We start from the raw sequence: 24,913 nt of genomic DNA, 5'->3' as shown, positions 1-24,913 counted from the left end.
CTCGCCCTGGTGGTCGTCGCCGCCCTGCTGACGGGCCTGCTCGCCTGGTTCGGCACCCCGTCGTCCGAGGAGGCGGACGGGCGGGTGCCCTCCGCAGGCGAGCTCCCCGCCGACGCCGCCACCGGCCCGGTTCCCGGCGGTACGTGCGCCCCGACGAAGACCCTGGTCCCACCGTGCGGAGCCTGGTGGGGCGCCTATGTGCCATACGCGGAGAACGGCTCGCTGAAGGACGCGGTGTACGCGTTCGAGAAGAAGATAGGCCGGAAGCTCGACCTCCTGTACACCTACCACGACATGTCGGGCACGGAGCTCGACGGACAGCTCCTGACCCCCGACGAGCAGATCCTCGGCAGGGACCGGCTGCTGATGCTGGCCTGGGAGTCCACGGTCTGGCGCGAGCCCCACCACGCGAACTGGACGGAGGACCAGCTCGGCTGGGCGAGGATCGCGTCGGGGGAGTACGACCGCGAGATCATCGACCCGCAGGCGCGGCGCATCAAGGCGTACGGGAAGCGGGTCTTCTTCTCCTTCGACCAGGAGGTCGACGCCCGGGTCGGTGACGCGGGCACACCCGAGGAGTACGTCGCCGCCTACCGCCACCTCCGCGACCGCTTCGAGGAGCTCGGTGTGGACAACGTGGTGTGGGTGTGGACGGTGTCCGGCTACCTCGCGTCGGGGAAGCTCTTCGAGCGGCTCTACCCGGGCGACGACTACGTCGACTGGATCGGCATGGACCAGTACAACTACTTCACCTGCCACGACACCACGGACTGGAAGGACTTCGACCGAAGCCAGCGGCCGGCCTACGACTGGCTGCGCACCCACATCAGTGCCGAGAAGCCGCTGATGTTCGCCGAGTTCGCCACGGTGCCCGATCCGGCGGACGAGGACCGCCAGCGCGAGTGGTACGAGGCGATCCCGGAGGTGGCGCGGACCATGCCCGGGGCCAAGGCGCTGGTGCACTGGAACAGGGCGGTGCCGGGCGAGGGCTGCGACCTCACGGTCGACGACGGTCCTGGCCTGGAGGGCTACCGCACGGCGGGACAGGACGACTGGTTCAAGCAGCCGGTGCCCGGCCGCTGACCCACCCACGCACCCCGTACGCCACCGCCGTGGCCGCCGACAGCGCTCCGGACACGGGCAGTCCGGCCCAGGCGAAGGCGTCCTGCGCCGCCCAGCCCGCGACCGCGAGCACCCACACCACGGACGCCGTGGCCCGCCAGTGCGCTCCCGCGGTCCGCAGCAGGACCGCGGCCAGCGCCAGGCAGAGCAGCTGGAGCGCGAAGGGCAGGACCCGCAGCACCCCGGAGGGGGAGTCGAGCCCGGCGGCCCCGGCGAGGAAGTCGGCGAGCGTCCCGTGCCACTCCGGCGAGGCGGCGGCCGGCCGGATGCCGAGGAGCAGCGGTGCGGAGTGCAGAGCGGCGACGGTCACCAGCAGGGCCGAGCCGAGCAGCGCCGGGCGGGGCCTGTGCAGGGCGACGGCCGCGCTGTGGACGACGACCATGAGCACCCCGGCGGTCACGGTGACCGGCGGCAGCGCGTCGACCAGCTCCGCACCGCTCAGCCGGCCCGTGCCGACGTCCGCCGCCCGTGCCAACGGCACCCAGAACAGCGCGGCCGCGAGCCCGAGCAGCCCCCACAGCCACCGGGCCGCCGCGGCGGACGCCACGGGAGCGTGCGGGGCCGCGGGCCCGTGCACCGGCAGGCCGAAGGCGGGCGTCACCGTGTCGTGGGCCCGCGAATACACCGTGTCGGAGGTCCGGTCCGCCTCGTAGGCCTGCGCCCGCCGGTCCCGGGTGCGCTGCGCCGCGAGCCTGGCCCAGTCGGTCCCGAACTCCTCGCCTCCCCGGGCCGGCCGCCGCACACCCCACAGGGGCCGGCCGGTGAGCGCGGAGCGCAGGCCCAGGGCGGACGCGGTCGCCACCGCCGTCATCGCGAGCAGCATCGCCCAGCCGGCCCCGGCGATCCCCAGCGGGCCGAGCAGCAGGGCCGCGCTCCCCAGCACCAGGGCGCACATCGCGCCCTGGAGGACGGCCAGCGCACCGGTGCGGCCCTGCACCCGGAGTACCCCGATGTACAGCTCGACCAGGACCCGGGGGAGGGCGGCGGCGGCCAGCAGCCGCAGCACCAGGGTGCCGTGGGCCGCGTAGTCCTCGCCGAAGGGGGCGAGGATGTACGGCGCGAAGAGGACCAGCACGAGGACGACCGGGACGAGCAGGACCGCCATGCGCCGCAGCGCTCCCCGTACGCCCTCGGCCAGGCGGCCCGGGCTGTGCGAGGCGTGCGCCGTGAGGGAGGAGGCCATGTTGATGGCCATGAACTCCATGGTCCCGCCGACGGTGTAGGCGATGTAGAAGAAGCCGTTGTGGGCGGCGTCGAAGCGGACGGCCACCATCACGGGCAGCAGGTTGATCATCGCGAGGCTGAAGAGCGCGCCGACCGAGTCACCGGCCAGGAAGCGTCCGATCTCCCGCAGCCCGGGCGGTTCGCGGTCCCGGTCGGCACCGGCCTGGCGCGGGATCAGCCGGCGGAAGACCAGCCAGCCGAGCGGCAGCACGGACAGGGCGATGGCGGCGGCCCAGGAGACGAAGACCCCCAGGACGGGCAGGGCGGTCGCGAACGCGGCGAGGAGCAGCAGCTTGCCGAGGGAGAACACCGCGTTGCCGACGGGCACCCAGACGGCCTTGCGCAGTCCCGTCAGCACCCCGTCCTGGAGGGTCAGGATCGCCCAGGCGACGCAGGAGCCGGTGAAGACCAGCCCGGCGGAGAGTGTGCCGAGCGGCGCGTACGAGTCCCCCCACAGGGCCAGGGTGAGCAGGAAGACCACGCTGACGAGCGTGACGACGACGGAACTCGCGAGGTACGTGACCGCGACGAGCGAACCGGTGGCGCGCCCGGCGCGGGGCACGTAGCGGACGACGGCGCCGATCATCGTGGTGGCGGTGACCGAGGCGAGGAGCCGCATCGCGGCGATGGCGGCGGAGCCCTGGCCGACGGCCTCCTCGGTGTAGTAGCGGGCGGCGACCAGCCAGAAGCCGAGACCGAGGGCGGCGGAGACGCCGGTGGAGAGCATCAGGGCGTAGGCGTTGCGGAACATCGAGTCGCCGCTCGCGCCCTCCGGAGCGGGGGCGGGGGCGGCCTGCGTCCTCGGCGGGCCCGCTCTGGCGGTGTCAGCCACCGGGCAGCTCTCCCGCGGGTTCGGCGCCCGCCGCCTCCAGGACGCCGATGACGGGACCGGCCCGCAGCGGGTCCACGGGCAGGGCGTGCCGGGCGAACCAGGCGGCGTTGCCGGGGGAGGGTGACGGGTCGGTGAACGCCTCGCCCGCGTAGGTGTCGAGCGGCGGGTCGTAGAGATAGCCGACGGTGATCCGGTGGCGGGCGAGGGCGGCGACGGCCGCGTCCCGGTCGGCCACCAGCAACGGCACCCGGAACAGCGGCTGTACGGGCGCGCCGGCGCGGGCCGGGGCCGCCCAGCGGGTCGTGAGGAGCCGCTCGGTGCCCGTGCGGTGCGCGGCGAGCCGCTCGTCGATCCGGCCCAGCAGGCGTCCGACGCGGCGGGAGCGGAGCCGGCCGGGGGCGGTGCGGTAGTCGTGCATGTCGACGCGCACCCAGGAGTGGAAGCCGGTCAGCGAGGGCGCGGTGCCGAGCGCGCCGCGCAGCTCGGCGGGTCTCAACGGCATCCGGATCTCCTCCCGTTCCTGGAGGCCGAGACGGCGCAGCGCCCACCACGCGGCGGGCGCCAGCCGCAGCCCGCGCACCGCCGACTCCGCGTACGGGCGTACGGCGTAGGCGAGTTCGGCGGTGAGCCGGGCCGGGTCCAGCAGCGCGTCCCGGGCCCGCTCCAGCGGTGCGCGCAGCGCCGGGTCGGCGACGGCGAGGAACCCTCCCGCCTTCGCGCCGACGTGCTTGGAGAGGCTGAAGACCGCCGCGTCCCCGAAGGTGCCGACCGGCCGTCCGTCCGACGCGCTGCCGATGGCGTGCGCGGCGTCCTCGATCAGGGGGATCCCGAGACGGTCGCAGCGCTCGCGCAGCCTGCCCGCCGGGTCGGGGTTGCCGTACAGATTGGTCGTGAGGACGGCCGAGAGGTCCTGCCACACGGATTCGGGCACGGCGTCCGGGTCGATCGAGCCGTCCGTCGCGGACAGGGGCGCCTGGAGGGGCCGCAGCCCGGCGGCGAGCACGACGAAGAGGATGACGTCGTCGTTGACGGGGGACATGAGGATCCTGCCGCCCGGTTCGCACCAGTGACGGAGCGCCACGTAGAGGCCCAGCCGGCACGACGGGACGTACAGGCACTCCCGGCCCAGCCGGGCGCCCATCGCCGATTCCGCTGCTCCCACCGCCGCCGGTACGCCACGGGCCGCCGGACCGCTCTGACCATGAGCCATGTGTTCCCCCCAGAACCATGCCCAATGTGGCCCAGTGCGTGGCACTTCGTCAACAATGCGGAAGGACCCGCCCGTCAGCCCGGGCAGGTCCTTCCGCAAGGCGTTCCCGCGGTGTGCGGGAGGCCGGTTCACTCCTCGACGGTCAGGCCCTTCCTGAGCTTGACGAGGGTCCGGGAGAGCAGCCGGGAGACGTGCATCTGCGAGATGCCGAGCTCCTCACCGATCTCCGACTGCGTCATGTTGGCCACGAACCGCAGGGAGAGGATGGTGCGGTCGCGCAGCGGCAGCGAGGCGATGAGCGGCTTCAGGGACTCGACGTACTCGATCCCCTCGATGCCGTGGTCCTCGTAGCCGAGGCGGTCCGCGAGAGCGGCCTCGTTGCCGTCGCCGTGGTCGTCGGGCTTGGCGTCCAGCGAGCTCGCGGTGTACGCGTTGCTCGCGGCCATGCCCTCGACGACCTCGTCCCTGCTGAGGCCGAGGCGCTCGGCGAGCTCGTCGACGGTGGGCGCGCGGTCCAGCTTCTGGGCCAGCTCGTCGCCCGCCTTGGCGAGGTCGAGCCGCAGCTCCTGGAGCCGGCGCGGGACGCGTACCGACCAGCTGGTGTCGCGGAAGAAGCGCTTGATCTCGCCGATGATGGTGGGCATCGCGAAGGTCGGGAACTCCACGCCGCGGCTGAGCTCGAAGCGGTCGATCGCCTTGATCAGGCCGATGGTGCCGACCTGGACGATGTCCTCCATGGGCTCGCTGCGGGTGCGGAACCGGGACGCGGCGAACTTGACCAGCGCGAGGTTCAGTTCGACGAGGGTGTTGCGGACGTACGCGTACTCGTGGGTGCCCTCTTCGAGGACTTCGAGCCGGGCGAAGAGCGTCTTCGACAGCGCCCTGGCGTCGAGTGCGCCGACTTCGGCGTAGTGCGGGATCTCCGGGAGGCCTTCGAGCCCCTCGAACCCTTCGGCCGGGAAGTCGTCGTCGGTGGCCGGGCCCGTGGTGGTGCCGGTGGTGCGGGTGCTGGTGCGCGGGCCGGGTACGGCGCTCGCGGCAGCGGAGTCGGAATCGGTCGGTCCCTGAGGACATGCCGACGTCGCGATGTGGGTACGCGATACGTCGAGCCGGGGTGACATGGTTCTCCTCCATCGTTCTCGGCATATGGCTGCCGATGCCCATACGTGTTCCTGCGGTGAAGCGGCGCCTCCGAAGCCGATCGCGTTCCTGGTCGAGCTGTCCTACCTACCCTTACCCGGTCCAAGCTGTGAGTTACAAGCGCCAAATGCGCCTGTATGTCCGGTTTGTTGAGTTCTTCGACTACCGTGTGGCGAGGGAAACGCGTAATGTTTTACGCACGTCGAGGGCAGCCACGATGACAACCGCGCACACGGTGTGCGGACAGTGACGGACGGCGAAGAGGGACGGGATGGACCGCGGGACGGTCGGCAGTGCGAACCGGGGTCGGCTACAGGTCGATGTCCGGACCGAGGGCGGCAGCGAGATCGTGACGCCGGTGGGTGAGCTGGATCACCACACCGCCGATCTGCTGCGGGAGCCTCTGGAGAGCGCGCTCGATCAGGGGCGCACGCGCCTCGTGGTCGACTGCTCGCGCCTCGACTTCTGCGATTCCACCGGGCTCAACGTGCTGCTCGGCGCGCGCCTGAAGGCGGAGGCCGCCGGGGGAGGGGTTCACTTGGCCGGAATGCAGCCCGTGGTGGCTCGCGTCTTCGAGATCACGGGGGCGGAGGCGGTCTTCACCGTCCACGCCTCGCTCGAAGAGGCCCTGCGCACCTGACAGCGGCGTTTCTATTGTCCTTTCCCGCACCTGGTGTCCCCCCTTGTCGCGCGAGTCACGCTCATGGCGTACGCGAAGTGGGTGTTGTCACCATTCAGCCGGGCAGGAGAGACCCCGTCGGGGTCAGGGGCCCCGCGCACTCTGTATCTGATCAATATCTGTTCGATGGCAACACACGGTGAATCGGTGAGGTGAAGCGCTGATGAGCACCACCCGGCAGCATCCGCCGGGCGGCCTCGGCCGCGAGCCGGACGGCACGGGCACCGCCTCTGTCGCGCCCGCAGACCGGCAGTGGCGCACGCTCTCGCTGAGGCAGGCCACGGGCATCGTCCCGATGGCCCGGGACTTCGCCAGACAGGCGCTGCACGACTGGGGCTGGCTGCCCGCGTCCGGCGCCGACCGCAGAGCCGCCGCCGAGGACGTCCTGCTGGTCGTCTCCGAGCTCGTCACGAACGCGTGCCTGCACGCGGGCGGTCCCGAGGAGCTCCGTATCGGCTGCTCGCCCAAGATGCTCCGGGTCGAGGTCGTGGACGGCGGCGCGGGACAGCCCGCGCCACGCACCCCGCACCGCGCCGGGCGGCCCGGAGGGCACGGCATGTTCATCGTGCAGCGCCTCTGCCTGGACTGGGGCGTGACGCGTACGCCCGACCAGCCGGGCAAGACCGTCTGGGCGGAGCTCGCAGCGCCGGCCTAGGACTCCTCCTGGACCACGCGTTCGTCCGCCTGGACCGACCGACGCATCCGTACGACGGAGGGCCCCGCACCGATTCGGTGCGGGGCCCTCCGTCGTACGGCCGGGGTCCGTGTCAGCGCACGTCGCCCATGAGCTCCTTGACCTTGCCGCGGTACATGAAGACCGCGACACCGGCGGCGACCGCGAGGGCCGCCTGGAGGGCCACCACCCCGGTGCCGTTGAGCTCGACACCCGCGAGGGAGAGCAGACCCGTGGTGCAGTCGCCCGCGGTGACCGCGAGGAACCAGACACCCATCATCTGGCTGGCGTACTTGGCCGGGGCCATCTTCGTGGTGACCGAGAGGCCGACCGGGGAGAGCGTCAGCTCACCGACGGTCTGCACGAAGTAGATCGCGACCAGCCACATCGCGGCGGCCTTGTGGCCGTCGCCCGCGATGGTCAGCGGTGCCAGGAAGAGGAAGAACGACGCGCCGACCAGCACCAGACCGGAGCTGAACTTCACGACCGTGCTCGGCTCCTTGCCCCGCCGGTTCAGCGCCATCCAGAAGGCGGCGAAGACCGGGGCCAGCGCCATGATCAGGACCGGGTTGACCGACTGGTACCAGGAGACCGGGAAGTCCCAGCCGAGGACCGAGTTCTCCGCGGAGGAGTCGGCGAAGATCGCCAGGGTCGAACCGCCCTGGTCGTAGATCATCCAGAAGATGGCGGCGGCCACGAAGAACCAGATGTAGCCGGACATCTTCTTCTGCTCGGTCTCGCTGAGCTCCTTGTCGCGCTTGATGCGCGCCAGGACCATCACGGGGATGACCAGGCCGGCGATCGTGATCGGGACGAGCAGCCAGTTCAGCGTGTAGACGCCGGTGACGACCGTGCCGATGTAGAAGACGGCCGCGATGCCGAGCCAGATCATCGACTTGCGCAGCGTGGAGGCGCGCTCGTCGGCGGAGAGCGGCTTCGGCACGACGAGGCTGCGCTCGTTGAGGTGCCGGGTGCCGAGCAGGAACTGGGCGACGCCGAGTCCCATGCCGAGGGCGGCCAGGGCGAAGCCCAGGTGCCAGTTCACGTTCTCGCCGACGGTGCCGATGATCAGCGGTGCGGCGAAGGCACCCATGTTGATGCCCATGTAGAAGATCGTGAAGCCACCGTCACGGCGCGGGTCGTCCGGGCCGTCGTAGAGGTGGCCGACCATCGTGGAGATGTTCGACTTCAGCAGGCCGGAGCCGATGGCGACGAGGCCGAGACCGGCGAAGAACGTGCCCTCGGAGGGCAGCGCCAGCGTCAGGTGGCCGATCATGATCACGCCGCCCGCGATGGCGACGGTCTTGCGGGGACCCCAGACGCGGTCGCCGAACCAGCCGCCGGGCATGGCGAGCAGGTACACCAGCGACAGGTACACCGAGTAGATCGCCGTAGCCGTGGCGGGGTTCATGTGAAGCCCGTTGGGAGCGATCAGGTAGAGCGGGAGAAGGGCGCGCATGCCGTAGTAGCTGAAGCGCTCCCACATCTCCGTCATGAAGAGTGTGGCCAGGCCGCGGGGGTGGCCGAAGAAGGTCTTCTCCGAGCCGGCAGTGCCGGCGGAGTCCTTCGTCAGGCTGGACGCCATGGTCGATCCTTGCTGGTCGGGACGCGTCGCCTCGTGAGCATGCGCGCCCGGTGGGGGGTAGCCGGCACCGGTGCGGAGGCATCCCACCCCCGACGCCTCGAGGGGATTCGATCCGGCCCCGCTCCGTTCGGAGACTCGGGGGGCGGAGTCGTGGGACCGACCGCTCCGGGATCCACGCCCGGTACGCGTCCTCGCGCTCCGGGCCCGGCCCACAGGTCATTCACTGGTCGGGCCGGCGGGAACCGGCCCGTACACAAAAGTGACCCTTGGCGCGAAACGCTGCCCAAAGGTCATTCGGCTGTGCAACAGGCGTCGAGCAACCATACGACACGACAGAGGGGGATATGAAAGGACTTGAGAGATGGATCACAGGTTCGGATGGAACCACGGTCCCATATTCAAAGGTGGATGACCGATTCTTCACCCTGTGCCGCAGGGCCTGTCGAGGGCTTCACCCCAGCGGTCCCGCGCGGACTACCATCACTGCATGACCCGTGTACTGCTCGCCGAGGACGACGCATCCATCTCGGAGCCGCTGGCCCGCGCCCTGCGTCGGGAGGGTTACGAGGTCGAGGTCCGCGAGGACGGTCCGACCGCACTCGACGCCGGACTCCAGGGAGGCGTCGACCTGGTCGTGCTCGACCTGGGGCTGCCCGGCATGGACGGCCTGGAGGTCGCCAGGCGGCTGCGCGCCGACGGCCACGCCGTACCCATCCTGGTGCTGACCGCCAGGGCCGACGAGGTCGACACGGTGGTCGGCCTGGACGCGGGCGCCGACGACTACGTCACCAAGCCCTTCCGCCTGGCCGAGCTCCTGGCCCGGGTCCGCGCCCTGCTGCGCCGCGGCGCCACCGAGCCCGCCCCGCAGCCCGCGACGCACGGCGTCAGGATCGACGTCGAGTCCCACCGCGCCTGGATGGGCGACGAGGAACTCCAGCTCACCGCCAAGGAGTTCGACCTCCTGCGGGTCCTCGTCCGGGACGCCGGCCGGGTCGTCACCCGCGACCAGCTGATGCGCGAGGTCTGGGACACCACCTGGTGGTCCTCGACCAAGACCCTCGACATGCACATCTCCTGGCTCCGCAAGAAGCTCGGCGACGACGCGGCCAATCCGCGCTACATCGCGACCGTCCGGGGCGTCGGCTTCCGGTTCGAGAAGAGCTGACGTACAGAGACAGTCATGCGCCGCCGACTGATCAACTCCACGCTCGCCGTGGTGCTCGTCGTGATCGCCGTCTTCGGCGTCTCCCTCGTCATCGTCGAGACCCGCACCATCAGCAACAGCGCCCAGGAGAGCGTCGACGCCGAGGCCTTCCGGCTGATCAGCGTCGTCGAGAGCCGGCTGCTCGGCGCCGAGCGGATCACCCCCGACGTGCTCTCCGAGCAGGTCGACCCCACCCGCTACGCCCGTGTCGAGATCCCGGGGCGGGCGCCCATCGAGGTCGGTGAGCGCCCCACCGACGGCGTCATCCGCAGCACCGAGACGGGCGAGCAGGGCGAGAAGGTCACCGTCGAGGAGTCCCGCTCGACCGTGACGCGCGAGGTCGGCAGGACCCTGCTGATCATCGGAGCCGTGGCGCTGCTCGCCATCGTCTCCGCCGTACTCCTCGCCGTACGCCAGGCCAACCGGCTGACCTCCCCGCTCACCGACCTCGCCGAGACCGCCGAGCGCCTCGGCTCCGGTGACCCGCGGCCCCGGCACAAGCGGTACGGGGTGACGGAGCTGGACCGGGTCGCCGACGTCCTGGACTCCTCCGCCGAGCGGATCGCCCGGATGCTGACCGCGGAACGGCGCCTGGCCGCCGACGCCTCGCACCAGCTGCGTACGCCGCTGACCGCGCTCTCCATGCGGATCGAGGAGATCTCCGTCACCGACGACCCGGACACGGTGAAGGAGGAGGCGAACATCGCGCTCACCCAGGTCGAGCGGCTCACGGACGTGGTGCAGCGGCTGCTGACCAACGCCCGTGACCCCCGCACCGGGTCCGCCGTCGTCTTCGACCTCGACGAGGTCGTCAAGCAGCAGATCGAGGAGTGGCGCCCGGCCTACCGCAGCGCGGGCCGCGCCGTCGTCTGCTCCGGCAAGCACGGGCTGGAGGCCGTCGGCACCCCCGGAGCCGTGGCGCAGGTGCTCGCCGCGCTGATCGAGAACTCGCTGATGCACGGAGGCGGCACCGTGGCGCTGCGCACCCGGGTCACGGGCAACCAGGTCGTCGTCGAGGTGACGGACGAGGGACCCGGCGTGCCCGCCGATCTCGGGGCGCGGATCTTCGAGCGGACCATCAGCGGCCGCAACTCCACCGGGATCGGCCTCGCCGTGGCCCGGGACCTCGCGGAGGCCGACGGCGGGCGGCTCGAACTGCTCCAGCAGCAGCCCCCGGTCTTCGCCCTCTTCCTCAGCCGGGTCGTCCCGAGCCGCAAGGAGTCCGTGCGCCCGGTGCGGTGAAGCACCGGAGCGGGACGCCGGGTGTCAGTGGGGGACCGGGCCGGGCGTCACGTCGTCGGAGGGCCGCCGCTGCTCCAGAAATCGTTCCGCGTTGAGCACGGCCTCCTTGGCGGGGAGCGCCCTGAACACCCAGGTGCGGTAGGACCAGAAGCGGAACAGGGTGGCGATCCCGATGCCGAGGATCTTGAAGACGTTGCTCTGGACGGGACTGTTCCAGCCGAAGCCGTACGTCGCCAGATAGAGGACGCCCGTCTCGATCACCGCTCCGACCGCGCTGAACAGCAGGAACAGCATCAGCTCGCGGGTCCGGCCGGTCTTGTCACGGTCCCGGTACGTCCAGTAGCGGAAGCCGACGTAGTTGAAGAGGATGGCGACGACCGTCCCCATCAGCCCGGCCCGCACCACCGGAATCTCCGTGGTGCGCCAGATCAGGTTGGAGACGGCGATGTTGACGACCAGCCCGAGTGCGCCGACCGCGCCGAACTTGGCGACCTCCCGGGCCAGCAGATCAAGCCGGGTCCGCAGTGCGCCCCGTTCGCTCATGGTGATCGCTCAGCCCCGTCCGGTCGGTTTCGTCAACCCGGCCATGCTAACCAGCCCTCCCGTGTGATGCCTGTGAGCCGGCGAGGCCGGGGACCTGCCTGCCGCCCGATACCCTGGAGTGGTGACGTTCCCTGTAGTCGGCATGGTCGGTGGCGGTCAGCTCGCCCGTATGACCCACGAGGCCGGCATCCCCCTCGGTCTCAAATTCAAGCTCCTCAGTGACACTCCTCAGGACTCGGCGGCCCAGGTGGTCGGCGAGGTCGTCGTCGGTGACTACCGCGACCTGGAGACACTGCGCGCCTTCGCCCGCGGCTGCGACGTGATCACCTTCGATCACGAGCATGTGCCCACCGAGCATCTGCGGGCCCTGGAGGCGGACGGCATTCCCGTACGCCCCGGTCCCGATGCCCTGGTGCACGCCCAGGACAAGGGGGTGATGCGCGCCAGGCTCACCGAGATCGGCGCGCCCTGCCCCCGCCACCGCATCGTGGCGGACCCGGCGGACGCGGCGGCCTTCGCCGAGGAGGTGGGCGGCTTCCCCGTCATCCTCAAGACGGTCCGCGGCGGCTACGACGGCAAGGGCGTGTGGGTGGTCCGCTCCGAGGCGGACGCCGCCGAGCCCTTCCGGGCCGGTGTCGCCGTCCTCGCGGAGGAGAAGGTCGACTTCACCCGGGAGCTCGCGGCCAACATCGTCCGCTCGCCGCACGGCCAGGCCGTCGCGTACCCGGTCGTCGAGTCCATCCAGGTCGACGGGGTCTGCGACACCGTCATCGCCCCGGCCCCCGACCTCGACGAGAGCCTCGCCGGCGAGGCCCAGCAGCTGGCCCTGCGGATTGCCGATGAGCTGGGCGTGGTGGGCCACCTCGCGGTCGAGCTCTTCGAGACGCGTGACGGACGCATCCTCGTGAACGAGCTCGCGATGCGCCCGCACAACTCCGGGCACTGGACCCAGGACGGCGCGATCACCTCCCAGTTCGCCAACCACGTGCGCGCGGTCCTGGACCTCCCGCTCGGCGACCCGCGCCCCCGCGCCCCCTGGACGGTCATGTGCAACGTCCTCGGCGGCGACTACCCGGACATGTACCAGGCGTATCTGCACTGCATGGCCCGCGACCCGCAGCTCAAGATCCACATGTACGGCAAGGACGTGAAGCCGGGCCGCAAGGTCGGCCACGTCAACACCTACGGCGACGATCTGGCGGACGTGCGGGAGCGCGCCCGGCACGCGGCCGACTACCTGCGAGGAACGATCACCGAATGACCGCACCTGGTTCCGCCCCCGTCGTCGGCATCGTGATGGGCTCGGACTCCGACTGGCCCGTCATGGAAGCGGCGGCCAAGGCCCTCGACGAGTTCGAGATCCCCTACGAGGTCGACGTCGTCTCCGCCCATCGCATGCCGCACGAGATGATCGCGTACGGCGAGAAGGCCGCGGACCGCGGTCTGAAGGCGATCATCGCCGGGGCGGGCGGCGCGGCCCACCTGCCCGGCATGCTGGCGTCCGTCACCCCGCTGCCCGTCATCGGCGTGCCGGTGCCGCTGAAGTACCTCGACGGCATGGACAGCCTCCTGTCCATCGTCCAGATGCCGGCCGGTGTCCCGGTCGCCACGGTCTCCGTCGGCGGCGCCCGCAACGCGGGCCTGCTCGCCGCCCGTATCCTCGCCGCCCACGACGGCGCGCTGCTGGAGCGGATGAAGGACTTCCAGCAGGAGCTCAAGGAGCAGGCCACGGAGAAGGGCAAGCGACTGCGCGCCAAGACCCAGGGCGCGGACTCCTTCGGCTTCGGGAAGTAGGCGCCCCGTGTCCCAGCTCGACCATCTGGACCGCGCCAGGCAGCTCCTCGCCGAGCACCCGGTCGTCGACGGCCACAACGACCTCCCCTGGGCCCTGCGCGAGCAGGTCGGCTACGACCTCGACGTCCGCGACATCGCCCTGGACCAGACCGGCACCCTGCACACCGACATCCCGCGGCTGCGGGCCGGCGGTGTGGGCGCCCAGTTCTGGTCCGTCTACGTGCCGCCGCATCTGGCCGGCGACGACGCGGTGAGCGCCACGCTGGAGCAGATCGACGTGGTCGCCGAGATGCTGGACCGCTACCCGGAGGACCTGCGGCGCGCGCTGACGGCCGACGACATGGAGAAGGCCCGCGCCGAGGGCCGGATCGCCTCCCTGATGGGGGCCGAGGGCGGCCACTCCATCAACAACTCCCTGGGCACCCTGCGCGCGCTGCACACCCTCGGCGTCCGCTACATGACGCTCACGCACAACGACAACACCGACTGGGCGGACTCGGCGACCGACTCCCCGCGCACCGGCGGGCTGTCGGAGTTCGGCCGTGAGGTCGTGCGCGAGATGAACCGCGTCGGGATGCTGGTCGACCTGTCCCACGTCGCGGCGACGACGATGCGCGACGCGCTCGCCACCTCCGTCGCGCCGGTGATCTTCTCGCACTCCTCGGCCCGTGCGGTCTGCGACCACCCGCGCAACATCCCCGACGACGTGCTGCGGATGCTCGCGGCCAACGGCGGCGTGGCGATGGCGACCTTCGTCCCGAAGTTCGTCCTGCCGGCGGCCGTCGAGTGGACGCTCGCCGCCGACCGCAACATGCGGGAGCACGGCCTGCACCACCTGGACACCACCCCGGCCGCCATGCGGATCCACGCGGACTTCGAGGCGCTCAACCCGCGCCCGATGGCCACCGTGGCCACGATCGCCGACCACCTCGACCACATGCGCGAGATCGCCGGGATCGACCACATCGGCATCGGCGGCGACTACGACGGCACGGCGTTCCTCCCGCTGGAGCTGGAGGACGTGTCGGGCTACCCGTATCTGATCGCCGAGCTGCTCACGCGCGGCTGGTCGGAGACCGACCTGGCGAAGCTGACCTGGCAGAACGCCGTGCGGGTCCTGCGCGACGCGGAGGCGGTGGCCCGGGACCTGAGCGCCCGGGTCGGCCCGTCGCACGCGACGATCGACGAGCTGGACGGCCCGCTGGGCTGAGGAGCGGGCAGGAGGACGGGGCGGGCGCCGACGGCGCCCGCCCCGTCGCCGTCTCCGGCCCAGGGAGGGAGAGGGCCGGGCCGTCCGGCCCTTTTTCTCCCGTCGGCGTCAGGCCTTCGGGCGGCCCATCGCGCGGTACGTCCATCCGGCCTCGCGCCACACCGCGGGGTCCAGCGCGTTGCGGCCGTCCAGGATGATCCGGCGGCCCACGGCCTCGCCCAGCGCGGCCGCGTCCAGCTCGCGGAACTCACGCCACTCCGTCAGGTGCAGCACCACGTCCGCACCGCGCACCGCGTCCAGCGCCGTGTCCGCGTAGCCGAGCGTCGGGAAGAGGCGGCGGGCGTTGTCCATGCCCTTGGGGTCGAAGACGGTGACCTGGCCGCCCTGGAGGTGGATCTGCCCGGCGACGTTCAGGGCCGGCGAGTCGCGTACGTCGTCCGAGTCCGGCTTGAAGGTGGCGCCGAGCACCGCGACGCGCGTGCCGAGGAACGAGCCCCCGCCCACGGCCTCGCGGGCCAGCTCCACCATGTGGCCCCGGCGGCGCATGTTGATGGAGTCGACCTCCCGCAGGAAGGTCAGGGCCTGGTCGGCGCCCAGCTCACCGGCGCGCGCCATGAAGGCCCTGATGTCCTTGGGCAGGCAGCCCCCGCCGAAGCCGATCCCGGCCCGCAGGAACTTGCTTCCGATGCGCTCGTCGTGGCCGATCGCCTCGGCGAGCTTCGCCACGTCGCCGTCGGCGGCCTCGCAGACCTCCGCCATGGCGTTGATGAAGGAGATCTTGGTGGCGAGGAACGAGTTGGCCGAGGTCTTCACCAGCTCGGCGGTCGGGAAGTCCGTCACCACGAAGGGCGAGTCCTCGGCGATCGGTCCCGCGTACACCTCGCGCAGCAGCTTCTCGGCCCGCTCGCTCTCGACGCCGACCACGATCCGGTCCGGGTGCAGCGTGTCCTTCACCGCGAAGCCCTCGCGCAGGAACTCCGGGTTCCAGGCCAGCTCCGCGTCCGCGCCCACCGGTGCCAGCTCGGCCAGCCGCTTCGCCAGCCGGGCGGCGGAGCCCACCGGGACGGTGGACTTGCCGACGACCAGGGCGGGCCGGGTCAGCTGCGGGGCGAGCGACTCGAAGGCGCTGTCCACGTAGCTCATGTCGCAGGCGTACTCGCCGTGCTTCTGGGGAGTGTTCACACAGACGAAGTGCACATCGCCGAAGGCGCCGATCTCCTCCCAGGAGGTGGTGAACCGCAGCCGCCCCGTGGACCCCTCGATGCCCGCGACGTGCTTCTGGAGGATCTCCTCGAGCCCCGGCTCGTACATCGGCACCCTGCCCGCCGACAGCATCTCGATCTTCTCGGGCACGACATCGAGTCCGAGGACTTCGAAGCCCAGCTCCGCCATGGCCGCGGCATGGGTGGCGCCGAGGTAGCCGGTGCCGATCACAGTGATCCTGAGGGCCATGGGTGCTCCTGAACGATGCGGACAGACGTGCGGAGCCGAGCATAACCGTGCGTGCGGAACGCTGTTTTCCGGCCGTAGCGGTGCTGTCGGCAAGCTCACGTGCCGTGCCCGTATGCCTTCGCGCGGCGAGGCCACTAAAATTGGGTTACTTAACGGTAGTTAGCATCCTTGGGGAGTGAACGTCTTGGCGGGTTCGACCGATTTCGACCTGTACCGTCCGGCCGAGGAGCACGACATGCTCCGCGAGACGATCCGTTCGCTCGCCGAGGCGAAGATCGCCCCGCACGCCGCCGCGGTCGACGAGGAGGGGCGCTTCCCGAGAGAGGCCCTGGACGCCCTGGTCGCCTCCGACCTGCACGCGGTCCACGTCCCGGAGGAGTACGGCGGCGCGGGCGCCGACGCGCTCGCCACCGTCATCGTGATCGAGGAGGTGGCCCGCGTCTGCGGCTCCTCCTCCCTCATCCCGGCCGTGAACAAGCTGGGCTCGCTCCCGGTGATCCTCTCCGGCTCCGAGGACCTCAAGAAGAAGTACCTTGGCCCGCTCGCCAAGGGCGACGCGATGTTCTCGTACGCCCTCTCCGAGCCGGACGCGGGCTCCGACGCGGCCGGCATGAAGACCAAGGCCGTCCGCGACGGCGACTTCTGGGTGCTCAACGGCGTGAAGCGCTGGATCACCAACGCGGGCGAGTCCGAGTACTACACGGTGATGGCCGTCACCGACCCGACGAAGCGCTCCAAGGGCATCTCGGCGTTCGTCGTCGAGAAGTCCGACGAGGGCGTCTCCTTCGGCGCCCCGGAGAAGAAGCTCGGCATCAAGGGCTCCCCGACGCGCGAGGTCTACCTCGACAACGTCCGCATCCCCGCCGACCGCATGATCGGTGAGGAGGGCACCGGCTTCGCCACGGCGATGAAGACCCTGGACCACACCCGCATCACGATCGCGGCCCAGGCCATCGGCATCGCGCAGGGCGCCCTCGACTACGCCAAGGGCTACGTCCAGGAGCGCAAGCAGTTCGGCAAGCCGATCGGCGACTTCCAGGGCGTCCAGTTCATGCTCGCCGACATGGCCATGAAGCTGGAGGCGGCCCGCCAGCTCACCTACGCGGCGGCGGCCAAGTCCGAGCGCCTCGACGGCGACCTGACCTTCTTCGGCGCCGCGGCCAAGTGCTTCGCCTCCGACGTCGCGATGGAGGTCACCACGGACGCGGTCCAGCTGCTCGGCGGCTACGGCTACACCCGTGACTACCCGGTGGAGCGCATGATGCGCGACGCCAAGATCACCCAGATCTACGAGGGCACCAACCAGGTCCAGCGCATCGTCATGGCCCGCAACCTGCCGTGAGCGAGGCCCTCGCGCCCGCGCCCTGAGCGCGTCGGGTGCGTCGCGCGCGTCAGGTGCGTCACGAAGGAAGCCCCCGCCGAGGCGGGGGCTTCCTTCGTCGTGGCGCGGCCGGGGGTCAGCTGCCCTTGACCGTGACCTTCTCGTCGTTCTTCAGCTGCTCGACGAGCTGCTTGACCTTGCCCTTGTCCCAGACGAGGTTGCCGTTCACGCTCTGGCCGGAGAGCGGGATGTTCATCGACGTACCCTCGCCGCCGGTGACGCCCTTCATCGCGAAGAACATGTTGCCGAGCGACCAGAGCGACATGTCCTTGTCGACGATCAGCGTGTCCAGGCCCGCGCCCATCGTCGGGTAGAGCTTGAACGGGTTGAGGATCGTCGACGGGGTCGCCGTCTGCGAGGCCAGCGCCGCGAGGAACTTCTGCTGGTTCTTCGTGCGGTCCAGGTCGCTGCCGGCGAAGGCGTAGCGGGTGCGGACGAAGGCGAGGGACTGCTCGCCGTTCAGTGTCTGCTTGCCGGCCTGGAAGTCGGCGCCGGACTTCTTGTCCTTGAAGGCCTTGGGGATGTCCAGCTCGACGCCGCCGATGGCGTCCACGATCTTGGCGAAGCCGCCGAAGCCGATCTCGACGTAGTGGTCGATGCGCAGCCCGGTGTTGAACTCCACCGTGCGCACGAGCAGTTCGGGGCCGTCCTCGGCGTACGCGGCGTTCAGCTTCACCTGGCGGCCGGTGCCCTCGAACATCTTGCCGGACTCGGACCCCTTGAAGGACGGGATCTCGACGTTCGAGTCGCGGGGCAGGGAGATCAGCGTCGGGCCGTTGGAGCCGTCGTGCAGGATCATCATCGAGTCGGTCCGCTTGCCCTCGGCGGAACCGGTGTGCAGCTTCTTCTTGTCCTCGGACGTCATGCCCTCGCGGCTGTCGGAGCCGACGATCAGGTAGTTCGTGCCGTCACCCTCGGAGGGGCGGTCGATGACCTTGGAGAGGTCGACCTCGCGCTTGAGCTTTCCGTCGGCCCAGAAGTACGTGCCGATGGAGACGGCGAGGACCACGACGACCAGCGTCAGCACGCCGACCTTGATCCGCCGGCCCCAGTTCGGGGCGGCGCGGGGCTGGACGTAGCCGCTGTCACCGCCACGGCCGCCGCCACCGTGGCCGCCGCCGTAGACCTGGCCCGTGTTGTAGCCGCTGTCGTAACCGGATCCGTCGTCGTACCCCTGACCCTGCTGCTGCGGCGGGATGCGGGGCGGGGACTGCGGCGGCGCGGGGCGCCGGCGGACGTGCGGCATGGCGCGGGCGCTCTCGGGCTGCGAGCTCGCGCTGCCTCGCCCGTAGCGCTCGCCGGGTCCGCCGTTCCGTCCTTCGGGCCAATCGCTCATGCCGAACAGTGTGCCGTCTCGACCTGTGCCTCTTACAGGGTGTACGGGAATTCGGATCAGGGCTGTTGCGAAGCTGATGCAAAGCAACCCGGTGCAAGCCGCCGCATAAGGTGGACGGCATGACAGATCAGCCCCAGCCGCCGGAGGGCGATGTTCCGGTCAAGCCGACCTCGGCCTCCCGGACCACCCTCAGCCACATCATGACCAGCCACGACACCAACCTCCTGGGTACCGTGCACGGCGGCGTCATCATGAAACTGGTCGACGACGCGGCGGGCGCGGTCGCCGGCCGGCACTCCGGCGGCCCGGCCGTGACGGCGTCGATGGACGAGATGGTCTTCCTGGAGCCGGTCCGCGTCGGTGACCTCGTTCACGTCCGCGCCCAGGTGAACTGGACGGGCCGGTCCTCGATGGAGGTCGGCGTCCGTGTGATGGCCGAGCGGTGGAACGAGTCCACCCCCGCCCAGCAGGTCGGCAGCGCGTATCTGGTGTTCGCGGCCGTCGACGGGGAGGGCAAGCCGCGCCGTGTGCCGGAGGTCGTCCCGGAGACCGAGCGCGACAAGCGCCGCTACCAGGAGGCGCAGATCCGCCGTACGCACCGCCTCGCCAGGCGCCGCGCGATCAAGGAGCTGCGGGAGCAGCGGGCCGCCGAGGGCATCGACGACTGAGGGGCGCGGGCGCCCGGACGGCCGGCCCTCGTGTCCGGACGGCCGTCTCCCGGCCCGGAAGGCCGTCCCGGGCGCGCGGTGGTCCGTCAGCGCGGGACGCGCAGCCGTTCCAGCAGCGCGTCCTCGGCCCGCTCCGCCTCCGGCTCCTCCCAGAACGTCACGGGTACGCCCCTGATGTGGCGGCCCCGGGGATCGAGGAGGTGCCCGGCGATCTTGAGCTGCCACAGGGCCACCGCCCGGTCCATGACGGCGAGCTCGGGGAAGCGCTCCGTGAGCCTGGCCTCGAACGCCCCGATGTCCTCGGCGGAGCGCAGCCACACCGTCAGCAGGAGGTTGTGCGGGCCGGTCAGGGAGGCGCAGAGCCGTGTCTCGCGCATCCGGATGAGCTGTGAGGCGATGCGGGAGGCCTCGCCCGCCGGAGCGACGCCCCAGAAGGTGACGGAGATCGGCCAGCCGGAGAGGTGACGGGCCACCTCGCACCGGTAGATGAGCGCGTCCTGCCGGTGCATCCGGTCCAGCCTGCGGCGCACGGTGGTCGGGCTGACGCCGAGGCGCTCGGCCAGCCGGGCGGCGGGCTGCCGGAAGTCCTCGCTCAGCAGCAGGTAGAGCCGGGTGTCGAGCGCGTCCGGGGCGGGCAGTCCGCGCCTCGGTGCGGCCGGGCCCCGGTCCTTCGCCAGGACGTCCTGGCTGTCGGGGGCCAGCCGGTCCAGCCGCCAGCGGCTGCCCTCGGTGTGCACGGCGGTCGCGGTCTGGGAGCGGGTGGCCGACACCCCGGGCAGCCGGCCGAGGCGGAAGCCGACGTAGCGGGCGAGCATCGCCAGGTCGGGGAAGGCCGCGGTCAGCAGCAGGTCACGCGCGCCGGTGACGTGCTCGATGCTGATCAGGTGCGGATCGTCGGCGATCTCCGCCGCCACGTCGTGCAGCGCACCGGTGACGCAGTCCACCTCGATGAACGCGATGATCGGCACCGTGGGCCCCACCGCCACCGTGTAGCAGCTCAGCCAGGCGTTCCCGGCCTCGGTCAGCCGGTTCCAGCGGCGCGCCGCCGTCGAGGCGTCCACCCCGAGCGCCTTGCCGATCTGGGCCCACTCCGCCCGGGGCGAGGTCTGGAGGGCGGTGATCAGCAGGTAGTCCAGCTCGTCCAGCGGCGCGGGCTGCTCGGTGCTCAGCAGCCCCAGGGAGGGCTCGGCGGATTCATGCGTCGATGAACTCATGAGGAGCGCTTTCCTGCGGACGATCATGGTCAAGGGTGTTCGTTCCGCACGATACGCCCATGTCCTTGCTCCACGAGGCCCGTGACCTCGCCCCCGCCCTGACCGAACTGCGCCACGCCCTCCACCGTGAGCCCGAGCTCGGCCTCGACCTCCCGCTCACCCAGGCGAAGATCGTCGCCGCGCTGGACGGCCTGGGCCTGGAGATCCGGCTCGGCAAGGCGCTGAGCTCCGTGACCGCCGTCCTGCGGGGCGGCCTGCCGGGACCCGCCGTGCTCCTGCGCGGGGACATGGACGGGCTGCCGGTCCAGGAGGACTCGGGCGTCCCGTACGCCTCCGTCGTCGACGGCCGGATGCACGCCTGCGGGCACGATCTGCACGTCACCGGGCTCGTCGGCGCCGCCCGGCTGCTGGCCGCCAGGCGCGCGGAACTGGCGGGGGACGTCGTCTTCATGTTCCAGCCCGGCGAGGAGGGGCAGGGCGGCGCGCAGATCATGATCGACGAGGGCGTCCTCGACGCGGCGGGGGAGCGGGTCGTCGCCGCCTACGCCCTGCACGTGATCTCCACCGGCGCGCCCACCGGTTTCGCCGCGACCAGGCCGGGCCCCATGCTCGCCGCCTCGGACGCGGTCGCGGTCACCGTGCGCGGCCGGGGCGGCCACGGGTCCTCACCGCACTCCGCCGCCGACCCGGTCCCCGCGATGTGCGCCATGGTCACCGCGCTCCAGACCGCCGTCACGCGTGAGATCGACGTCTTCGACCCCGCCGTCATCACCGTGGGGAGGATCGAGGCGGGCACCGCGGCCAACGTCATCCCGGAGACCGCCCGCTTCGACGCCACCGTGCGGACCTTCTCCGACGCCTCCCACGCAACGGTGCGCGCGGCCTTCGAACGTACGGTGCACGGCGTGGCCGCCGCACACGGGGCGAGCGCCGAGATCGACTACGTCGAGCAGTACCCGCCGACCGTCAACGACGCGGCCGAGGCCGCCTTCGCGCTGGAGACGGCGGGCCTGGTCCTGGGCGAGGACCACGTCTTCGAGGCGCCCAAGCCGATGGCGGGCTCCGAGGACTTCTCCTTCGTCCTGCGCGACGTGCCCGGGGCCTTCCTCGGCCTCGGCGCCTGCCCGCCCGGCACCGACCCGGCGACGGCCCCGATGAACCACTCCGCTCAGGCCGTCTACGACGACGGCGCGCTGCCGCACGCCGCCGCCCTCCTCGCCGGACTGGCCCTGCGCCGGCTCGGCGCCCCGCTCACCCCCGCCCCGCAGGAGCAGCCATGACCGCGACCGCCACCCCGCCGCCGTCCGGGGCCACCGAGCAGCCGCTGTCCGCGTCCGTCACCGCCGTCGTCGGCCTCCTGATCCTCTTCGAGGTGACCAGCGGATTCCTCCAGGTCGGGCTCGCCCCGCTGCTCCCCGACCTGGCCGACCACCTCGGCATCGGTTCGGCGGCCCTGAACTGGGTCGTCTCCGTGCAGTTGCTGGCCGCCGCCGTCTGCGTCCCGCTGTTCGGCCGCCTCGGCGACCTGTACGGCCACCGGCGGATGCTGCGCGTCGCCCTGGCGCTGATCGCCGTCGGCACCCTGGTCGTCGCGCTCGCCCCCGACTACGCCACGCTGCTCGCCGGCCGGGTGCTCCAGGGGCCGATCGCCGCCCTGCTGCCCCTGGAGATCGCCCTCGTACGCGACAGGCTGCCCGTCGCCGACGCTCGGCGGGCCATCGCACGACTGGTGGGCGCGCTGACGCTGGGCGCGATGGCCGGAGGCGTGGTGATGGGGCTCGTCGACACCGCCTTCGGCAACCTCCGGCTGACCCTGCTGGTGCCCGCCGTGCTGGCCGTGATCTGTGTGCCCGTCTCCTTCGTCGCGGTGCCGGAGTCGCGGATCAGGGCCGGCGGCCGGGTCGACTGGGCCGGGGTGGTGCTGCTCAGCGGCGCCATGGTCGCCCTGCTCGGCGGGGTCTCCGGGGCGGAGGGCGGTTCCTGGGGATCCGCGCGGGTCCTGGGGCCCCTGGTGCTCGGGCTCGCCCTGCTGGCGGTGTGGGTGCTGGTGGAACTGCGCAGCTCCGAGCCCCTCGTGGACGTACGGGCGCTGGCGGCGCGGACCACCGCACCCTTCTACTGCGCGTCGTTCCTCTTCGGGGTCTTCTACTTCGGGAGCCAGGCGCCGAACTCGACGTTCTACGCGGCGGACCCGGAGGCCACCGGATACGGCTTCGGGCTGAGCGCGCTGTCCATCTCGCTGGTCCTGCTGCCGGGGGCCCTCGGCAGTGTCGTCGGTTCGCTGGGCACCGCCGCGGTGGCCAAGCGGATCGGCTACCGGCCCACGCTGATGGCGGCGTTCGGACTGGTGGCCCTGACCTTCCTGCAGTTCGCCCTCCTGCACGACGAGATCTGGCAGATGGCGGCGGGTTCCGCCTTCACCGGCCTGGGGATCGGGCTGGCCCTCGGCGCCATGCCGACGGTGATCGTCGAGGCCTCGGACCCGTCGAGGTCCGGGATCAGCGCGGCCCTGTACAACAACGTGAAGACGCTGGGCGGGGCCGTGGCGGGCGGGGTCTTCGCCTCCCTGCTCGGCGCGTTCCTCGTGGAGTCCACGGGAGAGCCGGGCGAGGGCGGCTACGAGGCGCTGTGGCTGGTCGCCTCGGCCGCCGCGCTGATCGCCCTGGCGGCCACCGCCTTCTCCCGGCGCCGCGAGGGCTGACCGGCCCGGGGGCCGGCCGTCGCGAGGGCCTGGGGCGCCGGGTTCAGCGCCGGCCGGTCAGGGGCGGACCACTTGGTCGCGCGGCCGGTCAGGGACAGACCACCTGGTCGCCCGTGACCGTCCCGAACTCGCCGCGCTGCGGGTCCTCGGCCTTCACCCGCTGCACCTTCCTGAAGTCCGAGCCCGCCATGACCTCCATCGTCCCGCCCTGCCCCTTCACCGCCCTGAGCTCGCAGCCGGGCAGCGCGGCGGCCAGGGACTTCGCCGACCTGTCCCAGCGCGGGTCGTAGCTGACGACCGTCCGCTTCAGATCGCCCGGGCCGCCGGTCAGCGGAGCGCGGGTCGTGTTGAAGCCCGTGCCGCGCAGGCCCGCGTCGACGTCCTGGCCGAGCCCGTCCTTCTGCGTCCCGTTGTAGACCTGCACCCGGATCTGCTGCGGCGCCACGTCGACGAGCGTCGCCTTCGGCTCCTTCGGCAGGTGAGGGGCGAGCGGCCGGTCCTCGCGCAGGGCCTGGAAGAGCTTCTTCGCCTTCGCGGCGTCCCACTTCACCGTGGAGCCGATGCCCTTGACCTGGAAGCCCTTCTCCTCCAGCGGCACGGAGGCGAACTCCGACGAGGCCGGGGTGAAGCCGCGCATGGCCTTGCCGAGCTCCAGCATCTGCTCCGTGCCGAAGCCCTTGTCGGCGCGTACGGACTCCAGCATCGTCGAGGTGACCTGCTGGAACTTCACCGGATTCATGAGCACACCGCTGCTGGTCGTCTGCTTGATCAGCGCGGCCATGAACTTCTGCTGGCGCTGCATCCGGCCCAGGTCGGCGGCTCCGTCGAGATGCCGTGAGCGTACGTACTGGAGCGACTGCCCGCCGTCCAGCTTGTGGGTGCCGGGGGTGAGGTTCAGGCCGGTGTACGTGTCCTTGAGCGGCTTCGCGGTGCAGATCTCCACCCCGCCCAGGGTGTCCACCGTCTTCATGAAGCTGGTGAAGTCGACCTCCAGATAGTGGTCGATCTTGATGCTCGTCATCTTCTCGACGGTCCGCACCGTGAGCTGGGGGCCGCCCTCGGCGTAGGCGGCGTTCAGCTTCACGGGGTGCGAGGAGTGCTCCTGGCCCGTCGTGGCGTCGGTGTGCGCCGGGAGCTCGGCATAACTGTCGCGCGGCAGGCTGATGACGCTCGCGCGCCGCTTGTCGGCGGAGAGGTGGACGAGCATCAGGGTGTCGGTGCAGTGGCAGGGGGCGCCGCCCAGCTTGTACTTCTTCTTCTCCGCCTTGCTGATCCTGTCGCGGCCGTCGGTGCCGACGAGCAGGAGGTTCATCCCGTTTCCGCCCTGGGGGCGGTTCTTCATGTCCTTGAAGGGGTCGACCCGGTCGATCCCCGTCTCCAGACCGCTGACGACGGCATGGCCGATCCCGCCGGCACCGAGCACCAGCACGGACAGCCCCGTGGCGACCCGCATGCCCCAGCGGGGTGGCGTCCGTCCCCCGGACCGGCCACGCCGAGCGGTGCCGCCTCCGGACTGCCGGGGGTTCCTGCGCTGCGGTGGAGCGGTGCGGGGGTGCGGTGGACGGGGCGATCGGTGCGGCGTGGGCACGAGGGACACCTCCGCGGTGCGAGTGGGACTTTCGCACGGTAGGCCCATACGATCTGCAGACCGGGACGAGACCCGGCGGGGCGCGCCGGTGTCCCTCGTTCGCGGTAACGTGGCG

21 protein-coding genes are annotated in these 24,913 nt (G+C 71.4%); 12 read left to right on the top strand and 9 right to left on the bottom strand.

Translation table 11 applies throughout. The features are described 5' to 3' along the window. Positions 1-84 precede the first annotated feature (84 nt). Positions 85-1,083, top strand: a complete 999-nt coding sequence (locus AMK10_RS33570; protein ID WP_382565689.1) for a glycoside hydrolase family 26 protein — start codon at positions 85-87, stop codon at positions 1,081-1,083. Here the strand turns inward: AMK10_RS33570 and AMK10_RS33565 are convergent. The 3 genes from AMK10_RS33565 to AMK10_RS33555 form a co-directional block, all read right to left on the bottom strand. Further along, complete coding sequence (locus AMK10_RS33565) at positions 1,058-3,097, bottom strand: lipopolysaccharide biosynthesis protein (RefSeq protein ID WP_382565686.1); 2,040 nt, start codon at positions 3,095-3,097, stop codon at positions 1,058-1,060. The two genes, AMK10_RS33570 and AMK10_RS33565, sit on opposite strands and share 26 nt — an antisense overlap. A 73-nt stretch (positions 3,098-3,170) precedes the next feature. Then, positions 3,171-4,319: a DegT/DnrJ/EryC1/StrS family aminotransferase gene (locus AMK10_RS33560; protein ID WP_073753053.1), complete on the bottom strand. Its 1,149-nt coding sequence runs from the start codon at positions 4,317-4,319 to the stop codon at positions 3,171-3,173. 197 nt (positions 4,320-4,516) lie between these two features. Further along, entirely contained in the window at positions 4,517-5,509 is a 993-nt protein-coding gene (locus tag AMK10_RS33555) for an RNA polymerase sigma factor SigF (protein WP_073753051.1), read from the bottom strand. 290 nt (positions 5,510-5,799) lie between these two features. Here AMK10_RS33555 and AMK10_RS33550 point away from each other — a divergent pair, with 290 nt between their 5' ends. Then, positions 5,800-6,168, top strand: coding sequence for an STAS domain-containing protein (locus tag AMK10_RS33550; protein ID WP_073753049.1), 369 nt, complete (start codon positions 5,800-5,802; stop codon positions 6,166-6,168). Between the two features lie 202 nt (positions 6,169-6,370). Continuing rightward, positions 6,371-6,862: an ATP-binding protein gene (locus tag AMK10_RS33545; protein WP_073753047.1), complete on the top strand. Its 492-nt coding sequence runs from the start codon at positions 6,371-6,373 to the stop codon at positions 6,860-6,862. 112 nt (positions 6,863-6,974) lie between these two features. On the opposite strand, the gene AMK10_RS33540 is transcribed toward AMK10_RS33545, so the two are convergent. Beyond that, positions 6,975-8,465, bottom strand: a complete 1,491-nt coding sequence (locus AMK10_RS33540) for an oligopeptide:H+ symporter (protein WP_073753045.1) — start codon at positions 8,463-8,465, stop codon at positions 6,975-6,977. 487 nt (positions 8,466-8,952) lie between these two features. Between AMK10_RS33540 and AMK10_RS33535 the strand changes: the two genes are divergently transcribed. Both AMK10_RS33535 and AMK10_RS33530 read left to right on the top strand, forming a co-directional pair. Continuing rightward, positions 8,953-9,630: a response regulator transcription factor gene (locus tag AMK10_RS33535; protein WP_031098784.1), complete on the top strand. Its 678-nt coding sequence runs from the start codon at positions 8,953-8,955 to the stop codon at positions 9,628-9,630. Positions 9,631-9,645: 15 nt separating this feature from the next. Beyond that, on the top strand, positions 9,646-10,911 hold the full coding sequence (locus AMK10_RS33530; RefSeq protein WP_073753043.1) for an ATP-binding protein: 1,266 nt from the start codon (positions 9,646-9,648) through the stop codon (positions 10,909-10,911). A 24-nt stretch (positions 10,912-10,935) separates the two neighbouring features. Here AMK10_RS33530 and AMK10_RS33525 read toward each other — a convergent pair whose 3' ends face one another. Continuing rightward, the gene (locus AMK10_RS33525; RefSeq protein ID WP_073753041.1) at positions 10,936-11,454 is read right to left on the bottom strand and encodes a GtrA family protein; all 519 of its coding nucleotides are present in this window, start codon (positions 11,452-11,454) and stop codon (positions 10,936-10,938) included. 121 nt (positions 11,455-11,575) lie between these two features. Between AMK10_RS33525 and AMK10_RS33520 the strand changes: the two genes are divergently transcribed. The 3 genes from AMK10_RS33520 to AMK10_RS33510 are packed head-to-tail and all read left to right on the top strand — an operon-like array spanning position 11,576 to position 14,458. Next, positions 11,576-12,715 carry a 5-(carboxyamino)imidazole ribonucleotide synthase gene (locus tag AMK10_RS33520; protein WP_073753039.1) on the top strand — a complete coding sequence of 380 codons (1,140 nt, stop codon included), beginning with the start codon at positions 11,576-11,578 and terminating at the stop codon, positions 12,713-12,715. Next, the gene (gene purE / locus AMK10_RS33515) at positions 12,712-13,248 is read left to right on the top strand and encodes a 5-(carboxyamino)imidazole ribonucleotide mutase (RefSeq protein WP_073753037.1); all 537 of its coding nucleotides are present in this window, start codon (positions 12,712-12,714) and stop codon (positions 13,246-13,248) included. The genes AMK10_RS33520 and purE overlap by 4 nt, the downstream gene beginning before the upstream one ends. Positions 13,249-13,255: 7 nt before the next feature. Further along, on the top strand, positions 13,256-14,458 hold the full coding sequence (locus AMK10_RS33510; RefSeq protein WP_073753035.1) for a dipeptidase: 1,203 nt from the start codon (positions 13,256-13,258) through the stop codon (positions 14,456-14,458). Positions 14,459-14,566: 108 nt separating this feature from the next. On the opposite strand, the gene AMK10_RS33505 is transcribed toward AMK10_RS33510, so the two are convergent. Next, entirely contained in the window at positions 14,567-15,910 is a 1,344-nt protein-coding gene (locus tag AMK10_RS33505) for a UDP-glucose dehydrogenase family protein (RefSeq protein ID WP_073753033.1), read from the bottom strand. Between the two features lie 184 nt (positions 15,911-16,094). Here AMK10_RS33505 and AMK10_RS33500 point away from each other — a divergent pair, with 184 nt between their 5' ends. Beyond that, positions 16,095-17,252, top strand: coding sequence for an acyl-CoA dehydrogenase (locus AMK10_RS33500; protein ID WP_073753031.1), 1,158 nt, complete (start codon positions 16,095-16,097; stop codon positions 17,250-17,252). A 115-nt stretch (positions 17,253-17,367) separates the two neighbouring features. On the opposite strand, the gene AMK10_RS33495 is transcribed toward AMK10_RS33500, so the two are convergent. After that, positions 17,368-18,627 (bottom strand): LCP family protein, encoded by a 1,260-nt coding sequence (locus tag AMK10_RS33495; RefSeq protein ID WP_079180975.1) that lies wholly within the window; start codon positions 18,625-18,627, stop codon positions 17,368-17,370. A 119-nt stretch (positions 18,628-18,746) separates the two neighbouring features. Between AMK10_RS33495 and AMK10_RS33490 the strand changes: the two genes are divergently transcribed. Then, entirely contained in the window at positions 18,747-19,295 is a 549-nt protein-coding gene (locus AMK10_RS33490; protein ID WP_073753027.1) for an acyl-CoA thioesterase, read from the top strand. An 86-nt stretch (positions 19,296-19,381) separates the two neighbouring features. On the opposite strand, the gene AMK10_RS33485 is transcribed toward AMK10_RS33490, so the two are convergent. Continuing rightward, positions 19,382-20,509: an Lrp/AsnC family transcriptional regulator gene (locus AMK10_RS33485; protein ID WP_073753025.1), complete on the bottom strand. Its 1,128-nt coding sequence runs from the start codon at positions 20,507-20,509 to the stop codon at positions 19,382-19,384. Positions 20,510-20,568: 59 nt separating this feature from the next. Between AMK10_RS33485 and AMK10_RS33480 the strand changes: the two genes are divergently transcribed. Both AMK10_RS33480 and AMK10_RS33475 read left to right on the top strand, forming a co-directional pair. Continuing rightward, the gene (locus AMK10_RS33480) at positions 20,569-21,789 is read left to right on the top strand and encodes a M20 metallopeptidase family protein (protein ID WP_073753023.1); all 1,221 of its coding nucleotides are present in this window, start codon (positions 20,569-20,571) and stop codon (positions 21,787-21,789) included. Beyond that, complete coding sequence (locus tag AMK10_RS33475; RefSeq protein WP_073753021.1) at positions 21,786-23,210, top strand: MFS transporter; 1,425 nt, start codon at positions 21,786-21,788, stop codon at positions 23,208-23,210. Before AMK10_RS33480 ends, AMK10_RS33475 begins: the two co-directional genes overlap by 4 nt. 88 nt (positions 23,211-23,298) lie before the next feature. Here AMK10_RS33475 and AMK10_RS33470 read toward each other — a convergent pair whose 3' ends face one another. Next, entirely contained in the window at positions 23,299-24,846 is a 1,548-nt protein-coding gene (locus AMK10_RS33470) for an LCP family protein (RefSeq protein ID WP_443333128.1), read from the bottom strand. Positions 24,847-24,913 lie beyond the last annotated feature (67 nt).

Origin of the sequence: Streptomyces sp. CB02058, assembly GCF_001905505.1 — a bacterium.
Lineage (GTDB): Bacteria > Actinomycetota > Actinomycetes > Streptomycetales > Streptomycetaceae > Streptomyces.
Note: the sequence above shows the minus strand (reverse complement) of the source record. Positions and strands in the feature narration are given on the sequence as shown.